Below are 17,868 nucleotides of genomic sequence, written 5' to 3'. Positions count from 1 at the left end.
AGCGGCAAGTCCACTGGCAAAAGCAAGCTTGCCTGCACGCATCTCACTGGCAGTATCGGCAATCTCCTTGAGTTACTGCTTGGCGCCCCGCCCGATGATTATCACTGTTTGCTCCCCGGGGAATCGCCCCGCCTCAGCTCAAATCAATGGCCGCAAGCGCTTCTGCCAGGGTTTGCACCGGCTGCATCTCCATGCCCTCGATATCATTTTTAAGGCGGTTGGCAGCGGGCACTATGGCCTTGCGAAAACCGTGCTTGGCGGCCTCGCGCAAACGCTCCTGACCGGAAGGCACCGGGCGGATTTCCCCGGACAGGCCCACCTCACCGAACACCACCAGATCCCGCGGCAGGGGATGGTTGCGGAAGCTGGAGACCACCGCCAGCAGCAGGGTTAGATCGGCACTTGTTTCCACCACCTTGACGCCACCTACCACATTAATGAACACATCCTGGTCCCCCACCAGCACCCCGCCGTGGCGATGCAGTACCGCCAGCAGCATATTCAGGCGATTCTGGTCCAGCCCCACCGCCACCCGACGCGGGTTGCCCAGGCTGCTGTCGTCCACCAGCGCCTGCAGTTCCACCAGCAGGGGGCGGGTGCCCTCCCACACCCCAGTCACCACCGAGCCGGCTGCCACCTCCTCAGCGCGCTGCAGGAAAATGGCGGAGGGGTTGGAAATCTCTTTCAGGCCCTGCTCGGTCATGGCAAACACCCCAAGCTCGTTCACCGCACCAAAGCGGTTTTTATGGGCGCGCAGGGTACGGAAGCGGGAATCGTGGCTGCCTTCGAGCAGGATGGAGCAGTCGATAATATGCTCCAGCACCTTGGGGCCCGCCAGGCTGCCGTCTTTGGTGACATGGCCCACCAGGATCAGTGCGGTACCGGTCTGTTTGGCATAGCGGGTGAGGAAGGCTGCGCTTTCGCGCACCTGAGCCACGGAACCCGGTGCCGATTGCACCTCGCTCATATGCATCACCTGGATGGAGTCCACCACCATCACGCGCGGATTGACGCTCTTGGCCACATGGCAGATACGTTCTACACCGGTCTCGCTGAGAACCTGTAGGGAATCCGTGGGCAGCCCCAGACGCTTGGCGCGCATCGCCACCTGCTGCAGAGATTCCTCACCGGTGATATACAGCGCGGGCATGCCCGCGGCCAGGTGACACAGGGTCTGCAGCAGCACCGTGGATTTACCCGCGCCGGGGTGACCTCCGATCAATACCACCGAGCCCGGCACCAGGCCGCCGCCCAGCACCCGGTCCAGCTCCGCGGCAGAGGTGGGGATACGCGGCAATTCGCTCAGGTCGATTTCCGAGAGTTTCTGCACCTTGCCGCTACCGGCTGCACCGGCATAGCCGCTCTGGGTATCGGTAAAATCGGCCGCGCGGCTGTCTTTATACCCCGACCCCGAGCGCACTTCTGACAGACTGTTCCAGGCACCGCAGGCACTACACTGCCCTGCCCACTTGGTGTAATCGGCCCCACAGTCATTGCACACATAGGCCGTTTTGCGTTTTGTGGCCAAGATTTTCTCCCGAAAAGTCGCCCATCATTTGTTTGGCGCACAGTTTACCCCGGACAGGCCACTTCTGGGCAGGGCCTACACCGAGGGATAAAGCACTGACACATCCTGCTCCCAATGGCAGATTTTTCCTCATTCAGGGGACTCTGCCCGATTGATCCAGATCAATTCACCGCATTTTCAGCAAGATACTATCCGCCGCGGTCCGTAACTGCGATTGGGTGGGTACAGACAAAACACCGGCAAGCCATCAAACAGGAAGTCAAAATGCCGTCTATTTTTCTTCGCAGTGCGATATTGGTACTCATCTTCACTTCAACCTCCGCCCTGGCTGCGAATGAGCAGCTCCAGATGCTGAACCGGGGCAAGCACGGCATGATGGCTTTTGAGCCCACCTTCCTGAAAGTTGCCCCCGACGACACCGTCACCTTCCTGCCCACCGATATAGCCCATAACACCCGCTCGGTATTCTCACCGGCAAACGGGGCCAGTTGGAATGGCAACATGCGCGAGGAGGTAACGGTGATGCTCGAAGAGGAGGGCGTCTTTGTGTACCAGTGTGACCTCCACCTGGCGCTCGGCATAGTGGGTGTCTTCCAGGTGGGCAAAGCCGGCAACCTGGAGAATACCGGGAAACAGGCTCTGACAATGCGTGGCCTCATTGCCGTCAACAAGGCACGGCTCGAACAATACCCAGACCAGGTGAAATAAGGGGAGCCGCAGTGTGGATATTCTATTTGAACAGGGAAATCACCTGGTTGCGCGGTTTTGCGATCTTGTTAAGGAGCAACATGACAGTGACGGCATACAGGCCAATCAATTCGTGATCCGACGCGGTGCCAAAGGAGCGCTTATCGATCCCGGCGGCGATCTCACCTACACACACCTGACGATCGAACTCAGTCGTCACCTGAACCTGAGCGACCTGGAATATATCCTGGCCTCGCACCAGGACCCGGACATTATCACCTCCCTGCCCCGCTGGATGTTGCACTCCCGCTGCAAAGTGGCAGTATCAAAACTGTGGTCGCGCTTCCTGCCGCACCTGGTGTCCGGTTTTGTAGCCTCCCGTGCCGGTAATGAAAGATGGCACGATCGCATAGTGCCACTGGATGACCGGGGCCAGGTACTGAGCTTTGCCGGCGGTGAAATCTGGGCCCTGCCCGCCCACTTTCTCCACTCCTGCGGCAATTTCAGCTTTTATGACCCGGTCAGCCAAATCCTTTTTTCCGGCGATATCGGCGCCTCATTGGGAGGAGAAGAGGGGGAGGTGACGGATTTCGACGCCCAGTTACAGTCCATGGAAGGCTTCCATCGACGTTATATGGGCGGCAATCGGGCCTGCCGCTTATGGGTACAGATGGTGCGCGAATTAAACCCCGCAATGATCGTGCCGCAGCACGGTGGCTATTTCGTGTCAGAAGCAGTCAAGAAGCGCTTTTTGGACTGGTTTGAGCAGCTGGAGTGCGGGCCGGATCTGCTGCGTCATCAGGACTTTCAACTGCCAATAGACAAGGCCTGATTCAAAAATTCAACAGTGCATCCACACGCTCTCATTGATGCAAAGCCATTGTCGTGCCGATTCGCCCTGCCAGGCACTCAACCGGCCCTTCTGTCACCCGGGACCGCCTGTACTTCGCAACGATTTACCTAAACCGCTGAAATACAGTGGCTTTGGCTGGTTTATAGAGCGGCCAACTTTTATCGGAGTCACAACCTGATGTTTCAGCCCTGGCACCACGGGAGCACCGCGCCATTTGCGAGGAATAAGAAGACCGATAATTTCCGCCTGTGGAGCCTGATCCGTACAGCCTCCTGATAGTGGAATGCACCATGTCGAAAAGCATGACGCCCATATTGGCTCGGAATGTGCTGATTGAATTTATAACGGCATAGAATAACTGCGCACGCTCCCAGCCACACTAAGAGAGGACACTATTACCACCCCCGAGGGGGTTCAAAGATCGAGACACAGACACTACGTTGCAATTGGCGTGTAACCGGCAATTGCTATAATAACGCTGCGTCGGGATATCATTTCACGCGCTTAAAATAACGGGAGCAGGGAAAACGGCTTGTCAGCCGGAAAAATGCTGGAGATGGCTTTTGAATACATACTACCGGGTCGGAAGGAAAGAATACCCCTCTCCCAGGACACGCTGTGAATACTTCCTTGTACGCTCGTAATCGGCATCCATGCCTCATACGATCCTGACAGAGGGGTATTCTTCCCTCCTGCTTTACTAGTAACTCCAATCAAGCATAAAAATACGGCATGATGACACTACTTTCACCGTTGGGTCGCATCACGTCTTGACGGCGAAAAGTGCCTATGCTCAGGAGATGCCTCCTCGATGGCCCTTCATTGAAAACTCAATCCTCAAAAAATGCAATTTAGGTGACAGTCATTTTCAATAAAGATAGAATTAACAGACAGTGCCTGCTTTGAGCAGACGATCAAAACCGCAAAGCCATATGAACTGACTGTTCCACCTGTATTGCAGGCACCCTACTTGAACAAAAGGAGCTACAAATGGTATCCAGACGGCACGGGCTATCCATCGGCATTGAAAGAGCCGGTGATCTTTTTTTCCTGTCTTTAAAAGCCCAGGGGAAGCTTACCCATCAGGATTATGAAACAATAACCCCAATGATTGATTCAGCTCTGAAAGAAGTTAAAGACCCCAGAGTCAAGGTCTTCCTGGATGGCACAGAACTCGAGGGTTGGGAGCCAAGAGCGGCATGGGATGACTTCAAGCTCGGGCTCAAACATGGCAATGAGTTTCAGAAAATTGCCATTTACGGCAATAAAAAATGGCAGGAGGTCGCGGCAAAACTGAGCCACTGGTTCATCTCGGGCGAGGCCAAGTATTTTGAAGATGAAAGCGAGGCTATGCGTTGGCTGAGCGAATAATATCATCCGCTTATCGACGTCAGGCCTGGCTTGACGTCACCCTATTCGCACCCGTATTACATGCATCAGCCCCCTGGAGCCAGCCATGTCATCCATACCAATGAATAAGCAGGCGTTATACGATTCGATCCAACATGCCTATGACAAGCTGAGTGCTGACTATAAAACCATTCCCGATAGCTATTCCCGGAAGACTGGTGTCGAGGGAAATGTAAAAGGTACTGAAATTAGCGTATGTGATACTCTGGCCTATCTTATTGGCTGGGGAAAATTGGTCCTAAAGTGGCACAAACAGACTTCTATCGGACAACCCGTTACGCTGCCAGCTACTGGATACAAATGGAATCAACTGGGAAAACTTGCCCAGCATTTTCATGCGCATTACAAAGACTGGTCCTACCCATGCCTTCTTCATGAATTTAAAGTCACAACCAATAAAATTTTAACCCTGGTTAACTCATTGACTGAAGAGGAGCTTTATGGTGACAATTGGTATAGGAAATATACTCTCGGAAGGATGATTCAATTTAACACCACCTCACCAATGCGAAATATGCGAACCAGAGTTAGAACATTCAAAAAGAAAAACGAACTAATGTGAACCTCTCAACAGACAGCGCCATCAAAGGGTACGCACACCGCTGTTTCTGATATTACCCATCCATTGAAACAAGAATAGTTACGGAGCCTTTCATGAAAAAAGCCATCTTGCTTGGCACGATTTACTTCTTGACATCCTGCGCTTCTACCAAGTTAACTTCTGGTGCTGAACAAGTGCGTTTTACCAAAGGCATCCCTAACGCAGATGAATACGAATATATTACTGATGTGTCCTGCAGCTACACAGGAAGTTTCAGCTCCATTTTGGATATTATTAAAAGTTGTCGCAACGATATGAAAAATCAGGCTGCCCAACAGGCCGGAACCCTGGTGTTTATTGAAAATGAGCAAATGGGATCAGGAAATTGCTTAAAATGTATATATATGGTTGGATCAGCATACAGGAAAAAACAACCCGGCATGTAGATAAAAAAAACCGGAGTATTGAACCCACTGACAAACAAGCAGGAAGTCATTCCGGCATAAAGCATAAGGGTTTTCACACCTCAAACTAAAGACCAATGAATGGGCTGCAAAGAGGATTCATCTATCCATGTCTGGCAAGGTGTACGAGATTCTGATTTGCAGTATTTAAGTCAGGCATTTATACCGGCACCGGTCAGAGGCGCTGAAAGCCTCAATTATGGCCCACCTGAAAAGGTCACAGCCTCAAAGGGCCTCCAGGCGTCCCCAGACCGGACCCGCTCAATGCCAGACGGTAGAGCGGTTTTATTGTCGGAACCCTGCCGTGAACTCTAAAATTTCTAGAAGGGGAATATGCACTTGACTCAATCGTGTTTCGCTCTGAAGCTTCCATTACTCGCTTTTTTCCTGACTCCCAACGCTGCGCTTACGGGTACGGAGGAGCAATATATCGCTGGCCATGGCGCCTTAGAAGTATTCAATGCCCATGGATTTATGCAGACCCCGACATGGGTACAGATTTGGGTTTGCTTTCTGGCGATCACATTTTTAGTAGGATTTTACTTTGCCTGGAAGCACCCACTGGCCCGGTGGACTTCGGGTGGCTTCATCCTTTCAGCAGCAGGCGGGTCTATGGCTTTTGCGCTGTTGAGACTGCCTTTCCTGGGTGGTTCCATCGCATTAATGCATATTCTCTGCTGGTTGCCGGGGCTAATTCTTTTACTCATGCACCGGCCATTCCTGAATACAAATGAACCGGCCGGGTTTCGAATTTGGACGGGCACCATCACAGGCGTCATCCTATTTTCTTTTATCTTTGATATCAGAGACGCAGTGATTTATATCGGTCATATCAGTGGCACAGGCTGAAAACCCCGCTCACAGGATTGTATAAAAAAACCCAGGACAACATTGGTGCGTAACTTTTCCCTTTCAGGCGTTACCTATGGATATTTTAAACCGGGCAATCTGATTGCTCTGCCAAGACCTCTATACATACCGCCATTGAAAGGCTGCCGGCTTTTTGAGATCTCACGACAGCAAACCCGCTTAGTAGGTACACCGCGGCGGATTGCAAGCCGGATTAAGGCTCCAGCACCAGTACTCCCCGGTACATTTGCATCTGGCAGGTAAAAGGGTACTCACCCGGCGCACTCGCCGGAATTTCTACCAGTGTCTCCTGATGGAGCGCCAGTTCCGCACTGATTTCCAGGTCCGGAAAAAGCACCCACTCCGAACAGGGATTGGGATCCTCGCGGCAAAAGTGCAAGGTGGCGGGGCGGCCTGCCGGCATGCGGATACGATCCGGCTCATAGACACCGTCTTTGACCAGGATATGCAGTTTCTCACCCCCGGCGACCTCTTTGCCTGCTTTATGCTTAGGGCCCAACCAGAACCACCAGATAATCCAGGCAATCAGCAAAAGACCAATAATGTTTACCCATAACACTTCCATCAATGTGGCTCCGAGGGTTTGAAAAGGCGCAATCGATTGGCGTTACTGACCACCGTGAGGGAAGACAATGCCATCGCAGCACCGGCAACAATCGGGCTGAGCAGCATGCCGGTGAGGGGATACAAAATACCGGCGGCAATGGGGATGCCAAGGGTATTATAAATAAATGCACCAAACAGGTTTTGCTTGATATTGCGCAGTGTTGCCCGCGAGAGTTCCACCGCATTGGCCACGCCGTGCAGGGAAGAGCGCATCAGGGTGACATCGGCACTTTCGATGGCGACATCGGTGCCGGCACCAATTGCAAAGCCCACATCGGCACGGGCCAGGGCCGGGGCATCGTTAATTCCGTCTCCCACCATTCCCACGCGTTCGCCGCCGCGTTGCAGCTCCGCGACAATCCGCTCCTTGTCTTCAGGCAAAAGCTCCGCATGCACCTGGTTAATTTTCAGGCGCCTGGCGACGGCTTCGGCGCTGGCCCGATTGTCGCCGGTCAGCATTTCGATACGCAGGCCCAGTCTGCGCAGGCGCCCAATGGCTGCCTCGGCATCGCCCCGGACGGGATCGGCGATGGCGACGACGCCTTTCAACTCGCCGTCCACGGCCGCATATATGATGCTGCGCCCGCCCTCCGCCAACTGGTCGGCGCGGGCCTGCCAGGTGCCCATGGGAATGTTTTCCCGCCGTATTAATTTCGTGTTGCCCAGCACTACGCGCCTGCCGGCAATAGTGCCGCTGACCCCATGGGCGGTGATTGCTTCGAAATCACCCAGTGTTTGCAGCGCCAGCTTTTTCTCGTGGGCCGCACTGACGATGGCCTCTGCCAGGGGGTGCTCAGAACCCTGCTCCAGGCTTGCAAGCAACTGCAAAAGTTCATCGCTGTCGCCATCCGTGTCGATAGCGGTAAGGCGTGGCGATCCCTCGGTGAGGGTTCCGGTTTTATCCACAACCAGGACATCCAGGTTGCAGGATTGCTGCAGCGCCTTGCCATTGCGCACCAGCACACCGTATTCGGCCCCCTTGCCCACCCCCACCATCACGGACATGGGGGTGGCCAGCCCGAGCGCACAGGGGCAGGCGATGATGAGCACAGAGGTGAGCACCACCAGCATATGTGCGGCGCGGGGTTCGGGGCCCGCATTGAACCAGATCAGTGCCGCCACCACGGCGATAACCATAACCACCGGCACAAAGATTGCAGAAATTTTATCCGCCAGGCGTGCAATGGGAACCCGGGAACCCTGTGCGTTTTTGACCATCTCAATAATCTGCGCGAGACGGGTCTCGTCGCCGACCTTATCCGCGCGAAACAGCAGGCTGCCATTCTTGTTCAGGGTGCCCGCAACCAGGCTGTCGCCGGCGCTTTTCTTTTCCGGCACCGGTTCCCCGGTGAGCATGGATTCGTCCACCCGGCTGTTTCCCTCGATCACCTCACCGTCCACCGGGATTTTTTCCCCGGGACGCACGCGCAACCGGTCTCCCACCTGTACCTGTTCGATGGGAATATCCACCTCTTTGCCATCGCGCAATACCCGCGCCGAGCTATCCTGCAGCTGTAGTAATTTTTCCACCGCCGCATTGGTGCGCCCGCGTGCCCGTACCTCCAGGGCCTGTCCAAGGCTGATCAGGCCGACAATCATGGCACTGGCCTCAAAGTACACGTGTCGCGCCGACTCCGGCAGTAGCTGGGGCAGCACAACGACCCCCATGGAAAACAGCCAGGCCGCACCGGTACCGAGCGCTACCAGCGTGTCCATTGTGGCACTGTGATGGCGCAGTGCCTTCCAGGCACCACTGAAAAAATGCCCACCACAAAAGATCAGCACCGCCAGAGTGATCAGTCCCATCGTGCCCCAGACAAGCTGATCTGTGGGGGTATTCACCGATACCTTGGCGGTAACCAAACCCCAGGCCATGAGTGGAACACCCACAAGCAGGGCAAATGCTGAGCGCCACAACAGCTGGTGGTAGTGGTATATCTCTTCTTTATGCTGTTGCGCGCGCAGCTCGCGCTCGCTCTGCTTTGCAACCTCGGCGTCATAACCTGCCGAGCGCACCGCCTCTATACAGGCCCGAGGCTCGGCTTCACCGCGCACGGTCAGTGTTTTCCCGGCAAGATTGACGCGGGCATCGCGCACCCCCACCACCCGCTGCACGGCGGTTTCAATTTTGTGCACACAGCCGGCGCAAGTGATGCCATACAGGCGGAAGACCCTTGGCGCTGACTGTTGCTCTCTGGTCATATTGCGCTCTCGCATTACTGTTTCCAGCGACAAACCGCCAATCGCACCGCGCAGGCAGGGCAACCCTTTGCATCGGCGGCCCCTTTGTTACCCGAATTGGAAATAGGGATTGCCGGACTGATAGCAAAATAAAAGCGATACCGCCTTCGGCCTCCTGCAGAGGGCCTGCAGCAATATTAACAACCCATCCCTTGCAGCGGAATTTCAAGGGCAGCGCTTCAAGCGGCCGCATCAGGCCCCGGAAAGCCGATTGAATTACCAGGTTAATGATAACACTGTGGCCCCGCCCATAGTCAGCTTAGTGACTGGAGCAGCTCTTTAGTGCCGGGACCACAGATCTGGCGCAATAGCTGCGCAAGCCCACCGACGGAGTGTTATTATCACGCCATGACACACCCCCTGCTCCCGGAACGACCCCTCTGTATCTCCCCTGCCCTGGCGGCTACTGTCGGCCTTGAGGAGGCGGTATTGCTCACCGCACTTGGCGACCTGCTCCCCTTCCTGCCCCAGCAACCCTACGCTGGGCGGGACTGGTATACGGCAGAGGGGGAACAGCTGTACCCGCTGGTGCCCTTCTGGCAAGCGGCGGATATCCAGCGGGTGGCCACCAGCCTGCGCAACCAAGGGACCCTGCTTCTGGGCGCGGCCCCCTTCGGCAGCGGCGAGATCCTCAAGTTTGCCCTGCCCACGGGACAGACCCGCCCCGCCCCGGCACCGCAGACACCCGCTAGCCGCAGTGCCAACACCATTGCGCCCAACTGGCAACCCGACGCAGAGACCCTGATGCGCATCGGCCAGTTGGGGATTCCGGAGCACTTTGTACGCGAGCATTTACCGGAATTCGTCACTTACTGGCGCGAACGGGGCGAGCCCCGGCATTCATTCGGCGCCCTTTTCCTGCGCCAGATCAAGGGTAAATGGGAAGCTTTTCGCGCCACCACCCAGCGCAAGCAGGCCCTGCCCGACAGCTGGCAGCCGAACAGCGACACCCTGCAAAAATTGGCCGATGAAGGTGTCCCCAGCACCTTTGTCAGCCGTGCTCTGCAACGCTTCCTGGATTATCATCGCTCCAGTGGCAAGCAATCCATTTCCTGGGATCTGGAATTCAATGACTGGGTCATGGAAGATTGGGAAAAACAGGAAACGCCATTTATCGAGAAGCGCAAACCCACCGCCATGTGCCGCGACTGGCAACCGAGCGAGCACACCTGGGAACAACTGCAGCGCCTGGCCATCAATCCGCGCTTCTGCGCAGAATTACTGCCGGAATTTATCTACCAGTGGTTAGAGCGCGGCGGACACAGCGCGCGCTGGGGCGAACTGTTTATTGAATACGCCCGCGAGGAATGGGCCTATTACTGTCAGGGTATCGATAAGAACCCTGTCGCCAAGTCCATTTCGCGCAACTGGCGGCCAGGGGACGACTGCCTCAATCACCTGGTGAACCAGTGCGAGATAGAGCGCGACTTCGCCCTGTCTCTGGTTGCGGAATTTATTATTTACTGGCGCGGCCAGAACGCCGCGCGCAAGAGCTGGGACGCCGTCTTTGTGCGTCACGCGCGCCACCAGTGGGCGCAGCGCAACAAGTTGGCAATTGGAGACTCCTATGGCAAGCGGCAAGACCCCAAAAACAGCGCAAACCAGCGCACCCGCGACCGCCCAATCGGCGACATCCTCACAGACACAAGCTGGTAATACCGCGGAGCAGGGACTGCTGAATGAAAAAAAGCGCGCGATCAACGAGGTTTTCGCACTGTTCAAGCTGAACTACCACAACCAGTTCAGCGCGGCTTTCCCCGACACCGAAACGCTGCACCACGCCAAGCGCCTGTGGCTGGAAGCCCTCGTTGCCTTTGCGCCGCAGAAGATTATGCAGGGCGCCAAACGCGCTATTCTGCACAGTGAGTACCTTCCCACGATACACAAAATGCTGCTGCTTTGCGCCGCTGGAGAAAACGGTTTTCCAGACACCCGCGCCGCCTACCGCGAAGCCTGCAACGCACCCAGCCCGAAAACCAACCACACCTGGAGCCACCCGGCGGTGTATTATGCAGGGCGCGAATCCAACTGGTTTTTTCTCTCCAATAATCCGGAGTCAGTGGCCTACCCGGTCTTTGCCGACCACTATCGCAAACTCTGTGCGCGGGTATTGGAGGGAGAAAAGCTCACCGCTCCGGAGCCCCTGAAGCTGGAAGAGAACCCAGGTAAACCGCTGTCGAAACGGGAAAATGCCCATAAACTGGCCGAACTTCGCGAGGAATTAGGGCTCTAGCCCCGTAACCGCTCATTCTACGGCGTCATTGCCCCAGCCATGGATATCTAATCGCAACGGATTACTGGCGAACGTTTCCTTGCATACCCTGCAGAATGCTGTTTAGTTGCGGCGCGGCTGAGGGTGATTCCCGCCTGCCCCAGATGCTGGTGCTGGTGGTACAACGGCAGATGGTACTGGAACTTGTCGACCAGCATGTCCACCAGGAAGCTGGCATCGGCGATACTGTTGTCCAGCACATTGCCCGGTACCGGGCTGGGCAGCGGTTTGCCCCCACCCCTGCGCTTGAGTACCAACCGGCGACACTCCTGCACCACGTAACTGGCCGGTTGCTGGTCTAGACGGTGGGTGGTCTTGATGCCGATCACTTCCTTATCCGCGACTGGGCCTGCGAATTCCGTTGGAGTTTGCGCAATCTCCCGCACCGGCACTTCCGGGCCGAAACGCAAGTCGCTAGCATTAACACAGTCGTTGTTGCGCTGCTTGGATGCCTTGCCCCGCTCGTAGATGACCGTGATCTTCTCGCCTTCCGCCGAGGCAAGTTCGGCGGCAGCGCCCAGCAGGGAGGGCTGATGGAGATTGGTATCCGCGGGACGTTTTTCCGGCTTCTGGCCGAAGATCTGCTTCTCAAATCAGGCGAGACGGTTTTTTAGTGAGACGTCTTCTTCGCGCAGGCCAGTATTTTCTTCAAGCTTCTCGGAGAGGGGCTTCTGGACTTGAATGATTTCCTCGGAGCATATCTTCGCTGATTTTTCTGCGCGTTTCATGGCCTGGATTATACCAAGATGGCGCTAAACATTGTGCTTATAGCGCTTTAATTTCCGTGACTTTTGCACCCCAATCCCATCAAAGATCAGCTGTAATCGGAGCAGCTCAGCCAGCGTTTGCCGGAGCTCGACGGGCGCAGCGGAAAATGGCCCTGCTACATCAAAACGGGAACAGCCCCTAGCGTTACCCGGCAACCCGGCAGGTGTGGGGCTCCGGCTCAACCCCCGCAGGAACGCCCCGTATTTACCAGTCGGCGGACACCGAAAGGCAGAGTGCGCGCCGCGCACCGGGTAAATACCGCTCGCCGCCAAAACGGCTGTAATCCGCCCGCTCCGCATAGGCTTTATTGGCGAGGTTCAGTGCCCGTACAGACAGCACCCAGCGCTCCACGGCCCAGCGCAGGCGCAGGTTGAGCAGATTGTGGCCGGGATACTCGTGCCGGTTCTGCGGATCGGTGTAGTAACGCCCCTGGTGCAGCCACTCCAACTCGGCGGCCATCCCCGCCAGTGGCTGCCAGCGCAGGCGGGCGCTGCCAAACACCCTCGGCGCCGAATCCACAAGCCGGCCATCCAGTGCCACACCCTGCAACCGGCGCGAGTCCCGGTAACGGTGCTCGGCATAACTGGCGGCAGTCTCTATCCGCCAGCGGCTGGCGAATGCGTACTCGAACGCAAGTTCCAGGCCGCGGTGGACGGTTTTTCCATTGGCGCGGTTAAAGTACTCAGTATCCCGAAAAATCACATTGCGCTTGCGCATCCCGTAGGCCACCAGCTCGTATGAAAACCCACTGTCGCGGCCGCGCAAACCCAGCTCAATACTTTTTATCCGCTCCGAATCCAGCGCCGCAGCGCGCTGCTCCCGCTGCAGGCGGTAGAGTTCCGTAGTCTGAGGGACTCGGTACCCCTGGGCCAGATTGGTAAATAGCTGCAGGCCCGGCGCGGCCCGGAAAATAGCACCCAGTTTCGGGGACCCATTCATAAAGTGGTCCTCCCGGTCTTGCGGGCGGCTGAACCTGCAGCCGCCAAACCCACAGGGTGTGCCGTCCTCCCTGGTGCGCCCGGTCAGCATGTTATTGTCGTAGTGGTAATTGACCGCTTCAAAGCGCAGGCCTCCGAGAAGATCCCATCGCTCGTTCGGGCGCCAGGTGGCCAGGGCAAAGGGGGCAATACTCCAGGCGTCGACCTCGTAATCGTAGTGTTTGCCAGTGGGAATTGTCGCCTGCAGAAAATCCGACCCTTCCGTTGGATGTGCCTGGCTCTCGCGCAGATAGCCCCGGGTAAACTCCCCGTCGACCCCCGCAACCAGTTCCAACAGGTCTCCGCTAGCAACGCGGTAACGGCTTCTAATTCCCGCACTTTCCTGGCCGTTTTCCTCCAGGGCCTGCCCGGGCAGATAGTGTTGTAAAAAACGCATCTCTGTTTTTCGCAGGTAGGGCGTCAGTACCAACGCCCGATCCCCGTCCAAATCGATATCTATCCGCGAATACAGCCGCAGGGCGCCGGCATCGCGAAAAGCCTCCGGGTTGGGGTTTTCCCGACTGGCCCGGCGGCTTCGATAGGCACCGGTACCTTCAATATATCCCGCCGTCTCCTGATTGACATTGGTTGCGGCCAGACGTGTCCGGGCCTCAAGAGGGCCAGCCTGCACCAGGTGCTGCAGGCTGAGTTTCTGCTGGTCGTAGCCGGAGCGGTCTCGGTAGCCACCGTCTGTGGACAGCGACAGATCCATACGCAGGCCCCAAGGGTTTTCGGTACCGGTGTCTGCCGAGAGTTTCGCCCGGTAAAACGCCTCGGGACCAGCTTCAAGCCCAACCGCAGCCGAGGCCCCGCCCGCCTGCTCTCCCACGGTGGGACTGATCACATTCACCACGCCGTGCAGGGCATTGGCACCAAACAGGATGCCAGCGGGCCCCCGTATCACCTCAATACTCCGGGCCGTCTCACTGTGGGACTCGAAGAGTTCATTGATATTGCAAAAGCCCTTCGCCCGCAGTGGTATGCCGTCCTCGGCGCTCAGCACACTGCCACAGGCCCCGGCACCGGACAGCACCGGCGAACGCAGCGCCGGCAGGTATTCCTGGCCATTGCCCCTGGCCAGATTCACACCGGGCACCCGCACCAGGCTCTGTTGAATATGGCTATGTCCCACCAGGGCCAGGGCCTCATCGCCAACTTCAGAGAAGCGCTCCGGCGCTGCCCCTGTGGGTGCCCCGGCGCGGCTGGCAGTTACCAGCAAGGTCTCGATGCGCTCCTGCTCGGCCATGCCGCTGCCCGGCAGCATAAGCCATCCCAGCAGACCGATCATGCAATACAGGTTTGTCCCCTGCCGCATTAACCGGGCTATCCCCCTTAGCATCTGAAACCCCCTATAGCATTTTCAATGCCCGCTCTCTCCCTGACCAAAAGGAAAGTTCAGCGTCATTATGTGTATGAATGGTCACTTGGGCGGCCCACGGAGGTTTCGACCAAAGTATCACTAATAAATACAGTCAATAAAATCCTGAAATTTCCGGGCCAAGTAAACCACTACAGGCACCGGTGTAGTTGGCTTTTTTACGCAATCACTTTGCTTTACAACTCCCCTGAAAAATTCGCCAAGGATTTCTACGGTATCAAATTCACAGGGCAAAAATACTACCTGATAACCCCATCCAGCAGGTCCGGATAGATAACAGAATATCAACACAACAGGGCCCGGAATACACTCAGCGACAGCAATTAAACCCGGTTTGCCCTGTGCAATCCCTCTTTGAGCAGGACCGGTTTTGCCCAGACTGTACAGCAACTGGATGGGTTTCGGCTGTTTGGCGTACATCGCCCAGGGCCTTATGTGTGTGGCGTGGATACCGTTAACGTGCCTATAGGGGTTACCCTTACTGCACACCCCGAAAGAAAGAACCTCGCTGCTTGCGCCTTGGCTATATATTAAGGGGAGCGCGCGGGCGTATACTTATCCGCCCGGATACACAACCCTGCGTCTCGAAGAGGAAAAAATGGCCTGGTTCTACCTGATACTGGCGGGCCTGTGTGAAATCGGCTGGGTCTTCGGGCTAAAGATTTCCCAGGACAACACCACGCGCCTTTTGGGCATCCTGATGGCCGCGGTCTTTATTGGGGCCAGCGGATTGCTGCTGTGGCTGGCGCAACGGGAGATACCCATCGGCACCTCCTACGCGGTCTGGACCGGTATCGGCGCCGCCGGGGCATTTCTGGTAGGCATTCTCTTTTTTGGGGACCCCGCCAGTTTGAGCCGCTACCTCGGTGTGTTGCTGATTATAGTTGGGGTGGTCACATTAAAGCTGGCGCACTAGACCTTCATTAAAGAAAAAATCGATCACATGTATGGGGTCACATGCACAAATAGGCTCAGATCAACATACCTGTCCGTACCGAATTCAGTGTGTAGTGGTCAACTTTTTCCGGACAGTAAGTTAAGATTTTCTTCCGCCTTTGCAGGTGGTATACCATCGTTGTGCTGATGGGGACGCTCCCAGTTGTAGTAGGTCATCAGATAGTGACTGATGTCCCGGCTTGCCTCTGCGATGGAGGCGTAGCCAAGAGACGGTACCCATTCGCTTTTCAGGCTGCGGAACAGTCTTTCCATCGGAGCATTGTCCCAGCAATTTCCACGACGACTCATACTCTGAGTCATCCGATAGCGCCACAGCCGCTGCCGGAACTTACGGCTCCCATATTGACTCCCTTGGTCCGAGTGGAACATGACACCTTTCGGCTGACCTCGTTGCTCCCAGGCCATTTCCAGCGCCTTTATCGTCAGAGCTGCATCCGGCTGTGCTGCTGCTCAGGGGTAAGGGCCTTACTGGTAGGCGTCTCACCACCACGTTCAGCCACAAGCTGCTTTACCCGGCGACGGATGCCGGTGGTACCGACATCCAGTGACCGGGCCGCCTCTGAAATCGAATAGCCCTGATCGACGACCAGGCGGGCAGCATCTAATTTGAACTCGGGTGAGAAGGATCTACGTTGTTTACTCATTGAACACCTCTGTCTCAGGCAGCGACTTTACCACCTAAATTGGTGTCCGGGATTAGTAGACCACTACAGTCAGACTCTTGCATTGAAATATTATTAAGGTTTGTTTCAGTGATGAAAAACTTTAGTTTATTACTAGATACCCAATGCACACTACTTCGTGCCCAGACGTCAGGCTTGGCATCATATATTAATGATGGCTCATTATTGATTAATTTGTAAATTTGTAACATGTTTGGGCTGTAGTTTGCTTCAAGATCTGACTCGGCAACAACAATATAGTTGTTATCAGGTGAAACATTTGCATACCGCCATATTTTTGTTTCTTTGCCCGACTTGAGATTGAGTAAAGTATATGCGCTGCCCCCCAAAATTGCCTATGGATAAGCAGGTAGTCGATTGCCACCATTAATTCGATGGCAGTATAAGAAGCATTCTCTACATATACTTTACTGTCAGTTCTGTCTTTGTAGGTTATCGTTTTCCCACTAGGTATCTTTATTTGTAGCTCAGTTTCGCTAATCCTATTAAGGAACCTCTGAATAATTCCCCAAGTATCGGATAGAATCGTACTACTCCTCAAGGCTACCCAAAATCATGCATCAAGTCACCTTCGCCGAAGCCGAATACCGCAGCAAGCGTCGCCAAACCCGGCGTGAAAAATTTCTGGCAAAGATGGATGCGCTCATTCCCTGGCAGCGCCTGCTTGACCGTAGTGAGCCCTTCTACCACAACAACGACCGCGGCCCACGGGCGTAGTCTCTGGATGTCATGCTGCGCATCCACTGCATGCAGCTGTTTTACAACCTCAGCGACCCGGCAATGGAAGATGCGCTCTACGAAATAGAATCTATGTGCAATTTCGCCGGGCTGCGTTTGGCGGGCAGAATTCCGGATGAAACCACCATCCTTAACTTCCGCCGCCTGCTGGAAAAGAACGGCCTTGGGCGTAAACTTTTCGAAGAGATCAACAGCTACTTGCGGGAAAAAGGCATGATGTTGCGCGAGGGCACCATCGTCGATGCCACCATTATTTCTGCACCCAGCTCGACAAAAAACCAAGCCAAAGAACGCGATCCGGAAATGCACCAAACAAAAAAGGCAACACCTGGCACTTCGGAATGAAAGCGCACATTGGTACCGACGACGTGCTCGGACTTATCCACAGCCTCGAAACCACGACCGTCAATGCGCACGACGTGACAGCGACAGAACAACTGCTGCACGGCGAGGAAAAGCATGTTTGGGGTGATTTCGGCTATACCGGTGCCGAGAAGCGTGAGGAATTAAAAGATAAGGAGGTTGAGTGGCATATCGCCATGAAACCGAGCAGGCTGAAGACGCTGCCGGGCAAAGAAGAGCTGAAAGCGGCGGAAAAAATCAAAGCGCAGATCCGGGCTAAAGTGGAGCACCCGTTCCGCTATATCAAATGCATCTTTAGCTACTGCAAAGTGCGCTACCGGGGACTGGAGAAAAATACCCAACGCTTGTGCCTGTTGACGGGCTTCACCAATTTGTTGATTGGGAAAAAATATCTGCCCGCATAGGGGCAGTGCGCCCAAAATCCGTGAAAAGCGGATTTTGGGTGGGAAAACGGAGGTTATTTGCTGTGAAAACGTGATTTTTGACTGATCCTTGATCAACTTCTCCCGTTTTGGTGTAGGAGCGCGGGAGG

Annotated in this window: 16 protein-coding genes and 2 pseudogenes; 10 read left to right on the top strand and 8 right to left on the bottom strand. The window is 55.5% G+C overall.

From position 1 onward, the window contains the following. Window positions 1-133: 133 nt before the first annotated feature. Window positions 134-1,528 (bottom strand): DNA repair protein RadA, encoded by a 1,395-nt coding sequence (radA, locus tag Q1A48_RS09350; protein WP_299943914.1) that lies wholly within the window; start codon window positions 1,526-1,528, stop codon window positions 134-136. A 264-nt stretch (window positions 1,529-1,792) separates the two neighbouring features. Here radA and Q1A48_RS09345 point away from each other — a divergent pair, with 264 nt between their 5' ends. From Q1A48_RS09345 to Q1A48_RS09320, 6 genes are all read left to right on the top strand, one after another. Next, a complete protein-coding gene (locus tag Q1A48_RS09345) occupies window positions 1,793-2,236 on the top strand; it encodes a plastocyanin/azurin family copper-binding protein (RefSeq protein WP_299943911.1) in 444 nt (147 codons plus the stop codon). 13 nt (window positions 2,237-2,249) lie between these two features. Next, window positions 2,250-3,047, top strand: a complete 798-nt coding sequence (locus Q1A48_RS09340; RefSeq protein WP_299943908.1) for an MBL fold metallo-hydrolase — start codon at window positions 2,250-2,252, stop codon at window positions 3,045-3,047. Between the two features lie 1,011 nt (window positions 3,048-4,058). Continuing rightward, window positions 4,059-4,439 (top strand): STAS/SEC14 domain-containing protein, encoded by a 381-nt coding sequence (locus Q1A48_RS09335; protein WP_299943905.1) that lies wholly within the window; start codon window positions 4,059-4,061, stop codon window positions 4,437-4,439. Between the two features lie 85 nt (window positions 4,440-4,524). Further along, window positions 4,525-5,040: a ClbS/DfsB family four-helix bundle protein gene (locus Q1A48_RS09330; RefSeq protein WP_299943902.1), complete on the top strand. Its 516-nt coding sequence runs from the start codon at window positions 4,525-4,527 to the stop codon at window positions 5,038-5,040. A 92-nt stretch (window positions 5,041-5,132) separates the two neighbouring features. Further along, entirely contained in the window at window positions 5,133-5,465 is a 333-nt protein-coding gene (locus Q1A48_RS09325; RefSeq protein WP_299943900.1) for a hypothetical protein, read from the top strand. Between the two features lie 351 nt (window positions 5,466-5,816). Next, on the top strand, window positions 5,817-6,332 hold the full coding sequence (locus Q1A48_RS09320; protein ID WP_299943897.1) for a hypothetical protein: 516 nt from the start codon (window positions 5,817-5,819) through the stop codon (window positions 6,330-6,332). A 214-nt stretch (window positions 6,333-6,546) separates the two neighbouring features. Here Q1A48_RS09320 and Q1A48_RS09315 read toward each other — a convergent pair whose 3' ends face one another. Together Q1A48_RS09315 and Q1A48_RS09310 are read right to left on the bottom strand one after the other, a co-directional pair. Continuing rightward, complete coding sequence (locus Q1A48_RS09315; RefSeq protein ID WP_299943895.1) at window positions 6,547-6,918, bottom strand: cupredoxin domain-containing protein; 372 nt, start codon at window positions 6,916-6,918, stop codon at window positions 6,547-6,549. Then, complete coding sequence (locus Q1A48_RS09310) at window positions 6,918-9,176, bottom strand: heavy metal translocating P-type ATPase (RefSeq protein ID WP_366523397.1); 2,259 nt, start codon at window positions 9,174-9,176, stop codon at window positions 6,918-6,920. The genes Q1A48_RS09315 and Q1A48_RS09310 overlap by 1 nt, the downstream gene beginning before the upstream one ends. Before the next feature lie 306 nt (window positions 9,177-9,482). Here Q1A48_RS09310 and Q1A48_RS09305 point away from each other — a divergent pair, with 306 nt between their 5' ends. Next, window positions 9,483-10,856 carry a DnaT-like ssDNA-binding domain-containing protein gene (locus Q1A48_RS09305; protein ID WP_299943893.1) on the top strand — a complete coding sequence of 458 codons (1,374 nt, stop codon included), beginning with the start codon at window positions 9,483-9,485 and terminating at the stop codon, window positions 10,854-10,856. Then, a complete protein-coding gene (locus tag Q1A48_RS09300) occupies window positions 10,768-11,433 on the top strand; it encodes a replication protein P (RefSeq protein WP_299943890.1) in 666 nt (221 codons plus the stop codon). The genes Q1A48_RS09305 and Q1A48_RS09300 overlap by 89 nt, the downstream gene beginning before the upstream one ends. A gap of 47 nt (window positions 11,434-11,480) precedes the next feature. Here the strand turns inward: Q1A48_RS09300 and Q1A48_RS09295 are convergent, their stop codons facing one another. The 4 genes from Q1A48_RS09295 to Q1A48_RS09280 all read right to left on the bottom strand — a co-directional run bounded on the left by Q1A48_RS09295 (window position 11,481) and on the right by Q1A48_RS09280 (window position 15,015). After that, window positions 11,481-11,858: a transposase gene (locus tag Q1A48_RS09295; protein ID WP_299943887.1), complete on the bottom strand. Its 378-nt coding sequence runs from the start codon at window positions 11,856-11,858 to the stop codon at window positions 11,481-11,483. Window positions 11,859-12,065: 207 nt separating this feature from the next. Further along, the gene (locus Q1A48_RS09290) at window positions 12,066-12,200 is read right to left on the bottom strand and encodes a hypothetical protein (protein ID WP_299943885.1); all 135 of its coding nucleotides are present in this window, start codon (window positions 12,198-12,200) and stop codon (window positions 12,066-12,068) included. Between the two features lie 244 nt (window positions 12,201-12,444). Next, window positions 12,445-14,532, bottom strand: coding sequence for a TonB-dependent receptor (locus tag Q1A48_RS09285; RefSeq protein ID WP_299943882.1), 2,088 nt, complete (start codon window positions 14,530-14,532; stop codon window positions 12,445-12,447). 144 nt (window positions 14,533-14,676) lie between these two features. Further along, window positions 14,677-15,015 (bottom strand): hypothetical protein, encoded by a 339-nt coding sequence (locus Q1A48_RS09280; protein WP_299943879.1) that lies wholly within the window; start codon window positions 15,013-15,015, stop codon window positions 14,677-14,679. Window positions 15,016-15,193: 178 nt separating this feature from the next. Between Q1A48_RS09280 and Q1A48_RS09275 the strand changes: the two genes are divergently transcribed. Beyond that, window positions 15,194-15,511: a multidrug efflux SMR transporter gene (locus tag Q1A48_RS09275; protein ID WP_299943876.1), complete on the top strand. Its 318-nt coding sequence runs from the start codon at window positions 15,194-15,196 to the stop codon at window positions 15,509-15,511. A gap of 98 nt (window positions 15,512-15,609) precedes the next feature. Here the strand turns inward: Q1A48_RS09275 and Q1A48_RS09270 are convergent. Then, window positions 15,610-16,196, bottom strand: a pseudogene (locus Q1A48_RS09270) (DDE-type integrase/transposase/recombinase). Window positions 16,197-16,790: 594 nt separating this feature from the next. Here Q1A48_RS09270 and Q1A48_RS09265 point away from each other — a divergent pair. Beyond that, a pseudogene (locus tag Q1A48_RS09265) lies at window positions 16,791-17,740 on the top strand (IS5 family transposase). Window positions 17,741-17,868: the final 128 nt, after the last annotated feature.

It is taken from the genome of uncultured Microbulbifer sp., assembly GCF_947489355.1.
Classification (GTDB): domain Bacteria; phylum Pseudomonadota; class Gammaproteobacteria; order Pseudomonadales; family Cellvibrionaceae; genus Microbulbifer.
The sequence above is the reverse complement of the archived record's forward strand: the minus strand, read 5'-3'. Positions and strand labels throughout refer to the sequence as shown.

Excerpts from the sequence above, each read along its gene's own strand:
- Q1A48_RS09300 (WP_299943890.1), top strand. The coding sequence starts at position 10,768 with ATGGCAAGCGGCAAGACCCCAAAAACAGCGCAAACCAGCGCACCCGCG.
- Q1A48_RS09335 (WP_299943905.1), top strand. The coding sequence starts at position 4,059 with ATGGTATCCAGACGGCACGGGCTATCCATCGGCATTGAAAGAGCCGGT.
- Q1A48_RS09310 (WP_366523397.1), bottom strand. The coding sequence starts at position 9,176 with ATGCGAGAGCGCAATATGACCAGAGAGCAACAGTCAGCGCCAAGGGTC.
- Q1A48_RS09345 (WP_299943911.1), top strand. The coding sequence starts at position 1,793 with ATGCCGTCTATTTTTCTTCGCAGTGCGATATTGGTACTCATCTTCACT.
- Q1A48_RS09315 (WP_299943895.1), bottom strand. The coding sequence starts at position 6,918 with ATGGAAGTGTTATGGGTAAACATTATTGGTCTTTTGCTGATTGCCTGG.
- Q1A48_RS09280 (WP_299943879.1), bottom strand. The coding sequence starts at position 15,015 with ATGTACGCCAAACAGCCGAAACCCATCCAGTTGCTGTACAGTCTGGGC.
- Q1A48_RS09275 (WP_299943876.1), top strand. The coding sequence starts at position 15,194 with ATGGCCTGGTTCTACCTGATACTGGCGGGCCTGTGTGAAATCGGCTGG.
- Q1A48_RS09325 (WP_299943900.1), top strand. The coding sequence starts at position 5,133 with ATGAAAAAAGCCATCTTGCTTGGCACGATTTACTTCTTGACATCCTGC.
- Q1A48_RS09290 (WP_299943885.1), bottom strand. The coding sequence starts at position 12,200 with ATGAAACGCGCAGAAAAATCAGCGAAGATATGCTCCGAGGAAATCATT.
- Q1A48_RS09320 (WP_299943897.1), top strand. The coding sequence starts at position 5,817 with ATGCACTTGACTCAATCGTGTTTCGCTCTGAAGCTTCCATTACTCGCT.
- Q1A48_RS09330 (WP_299943902.1), top strand. The coding sequence starts at position 4,525 with ATGTCATCCATACCAATGAATAAGCAGGCGTTATACGATTCGATCCAA.
- Q1A48_RS09285 (WP_299943882.1), bottom strand. The coding sequence starts at position 14,532 with ATGCGGCAGGGGACAAACCTGTATTGCATGATCGGTCTGCTGGGATGG.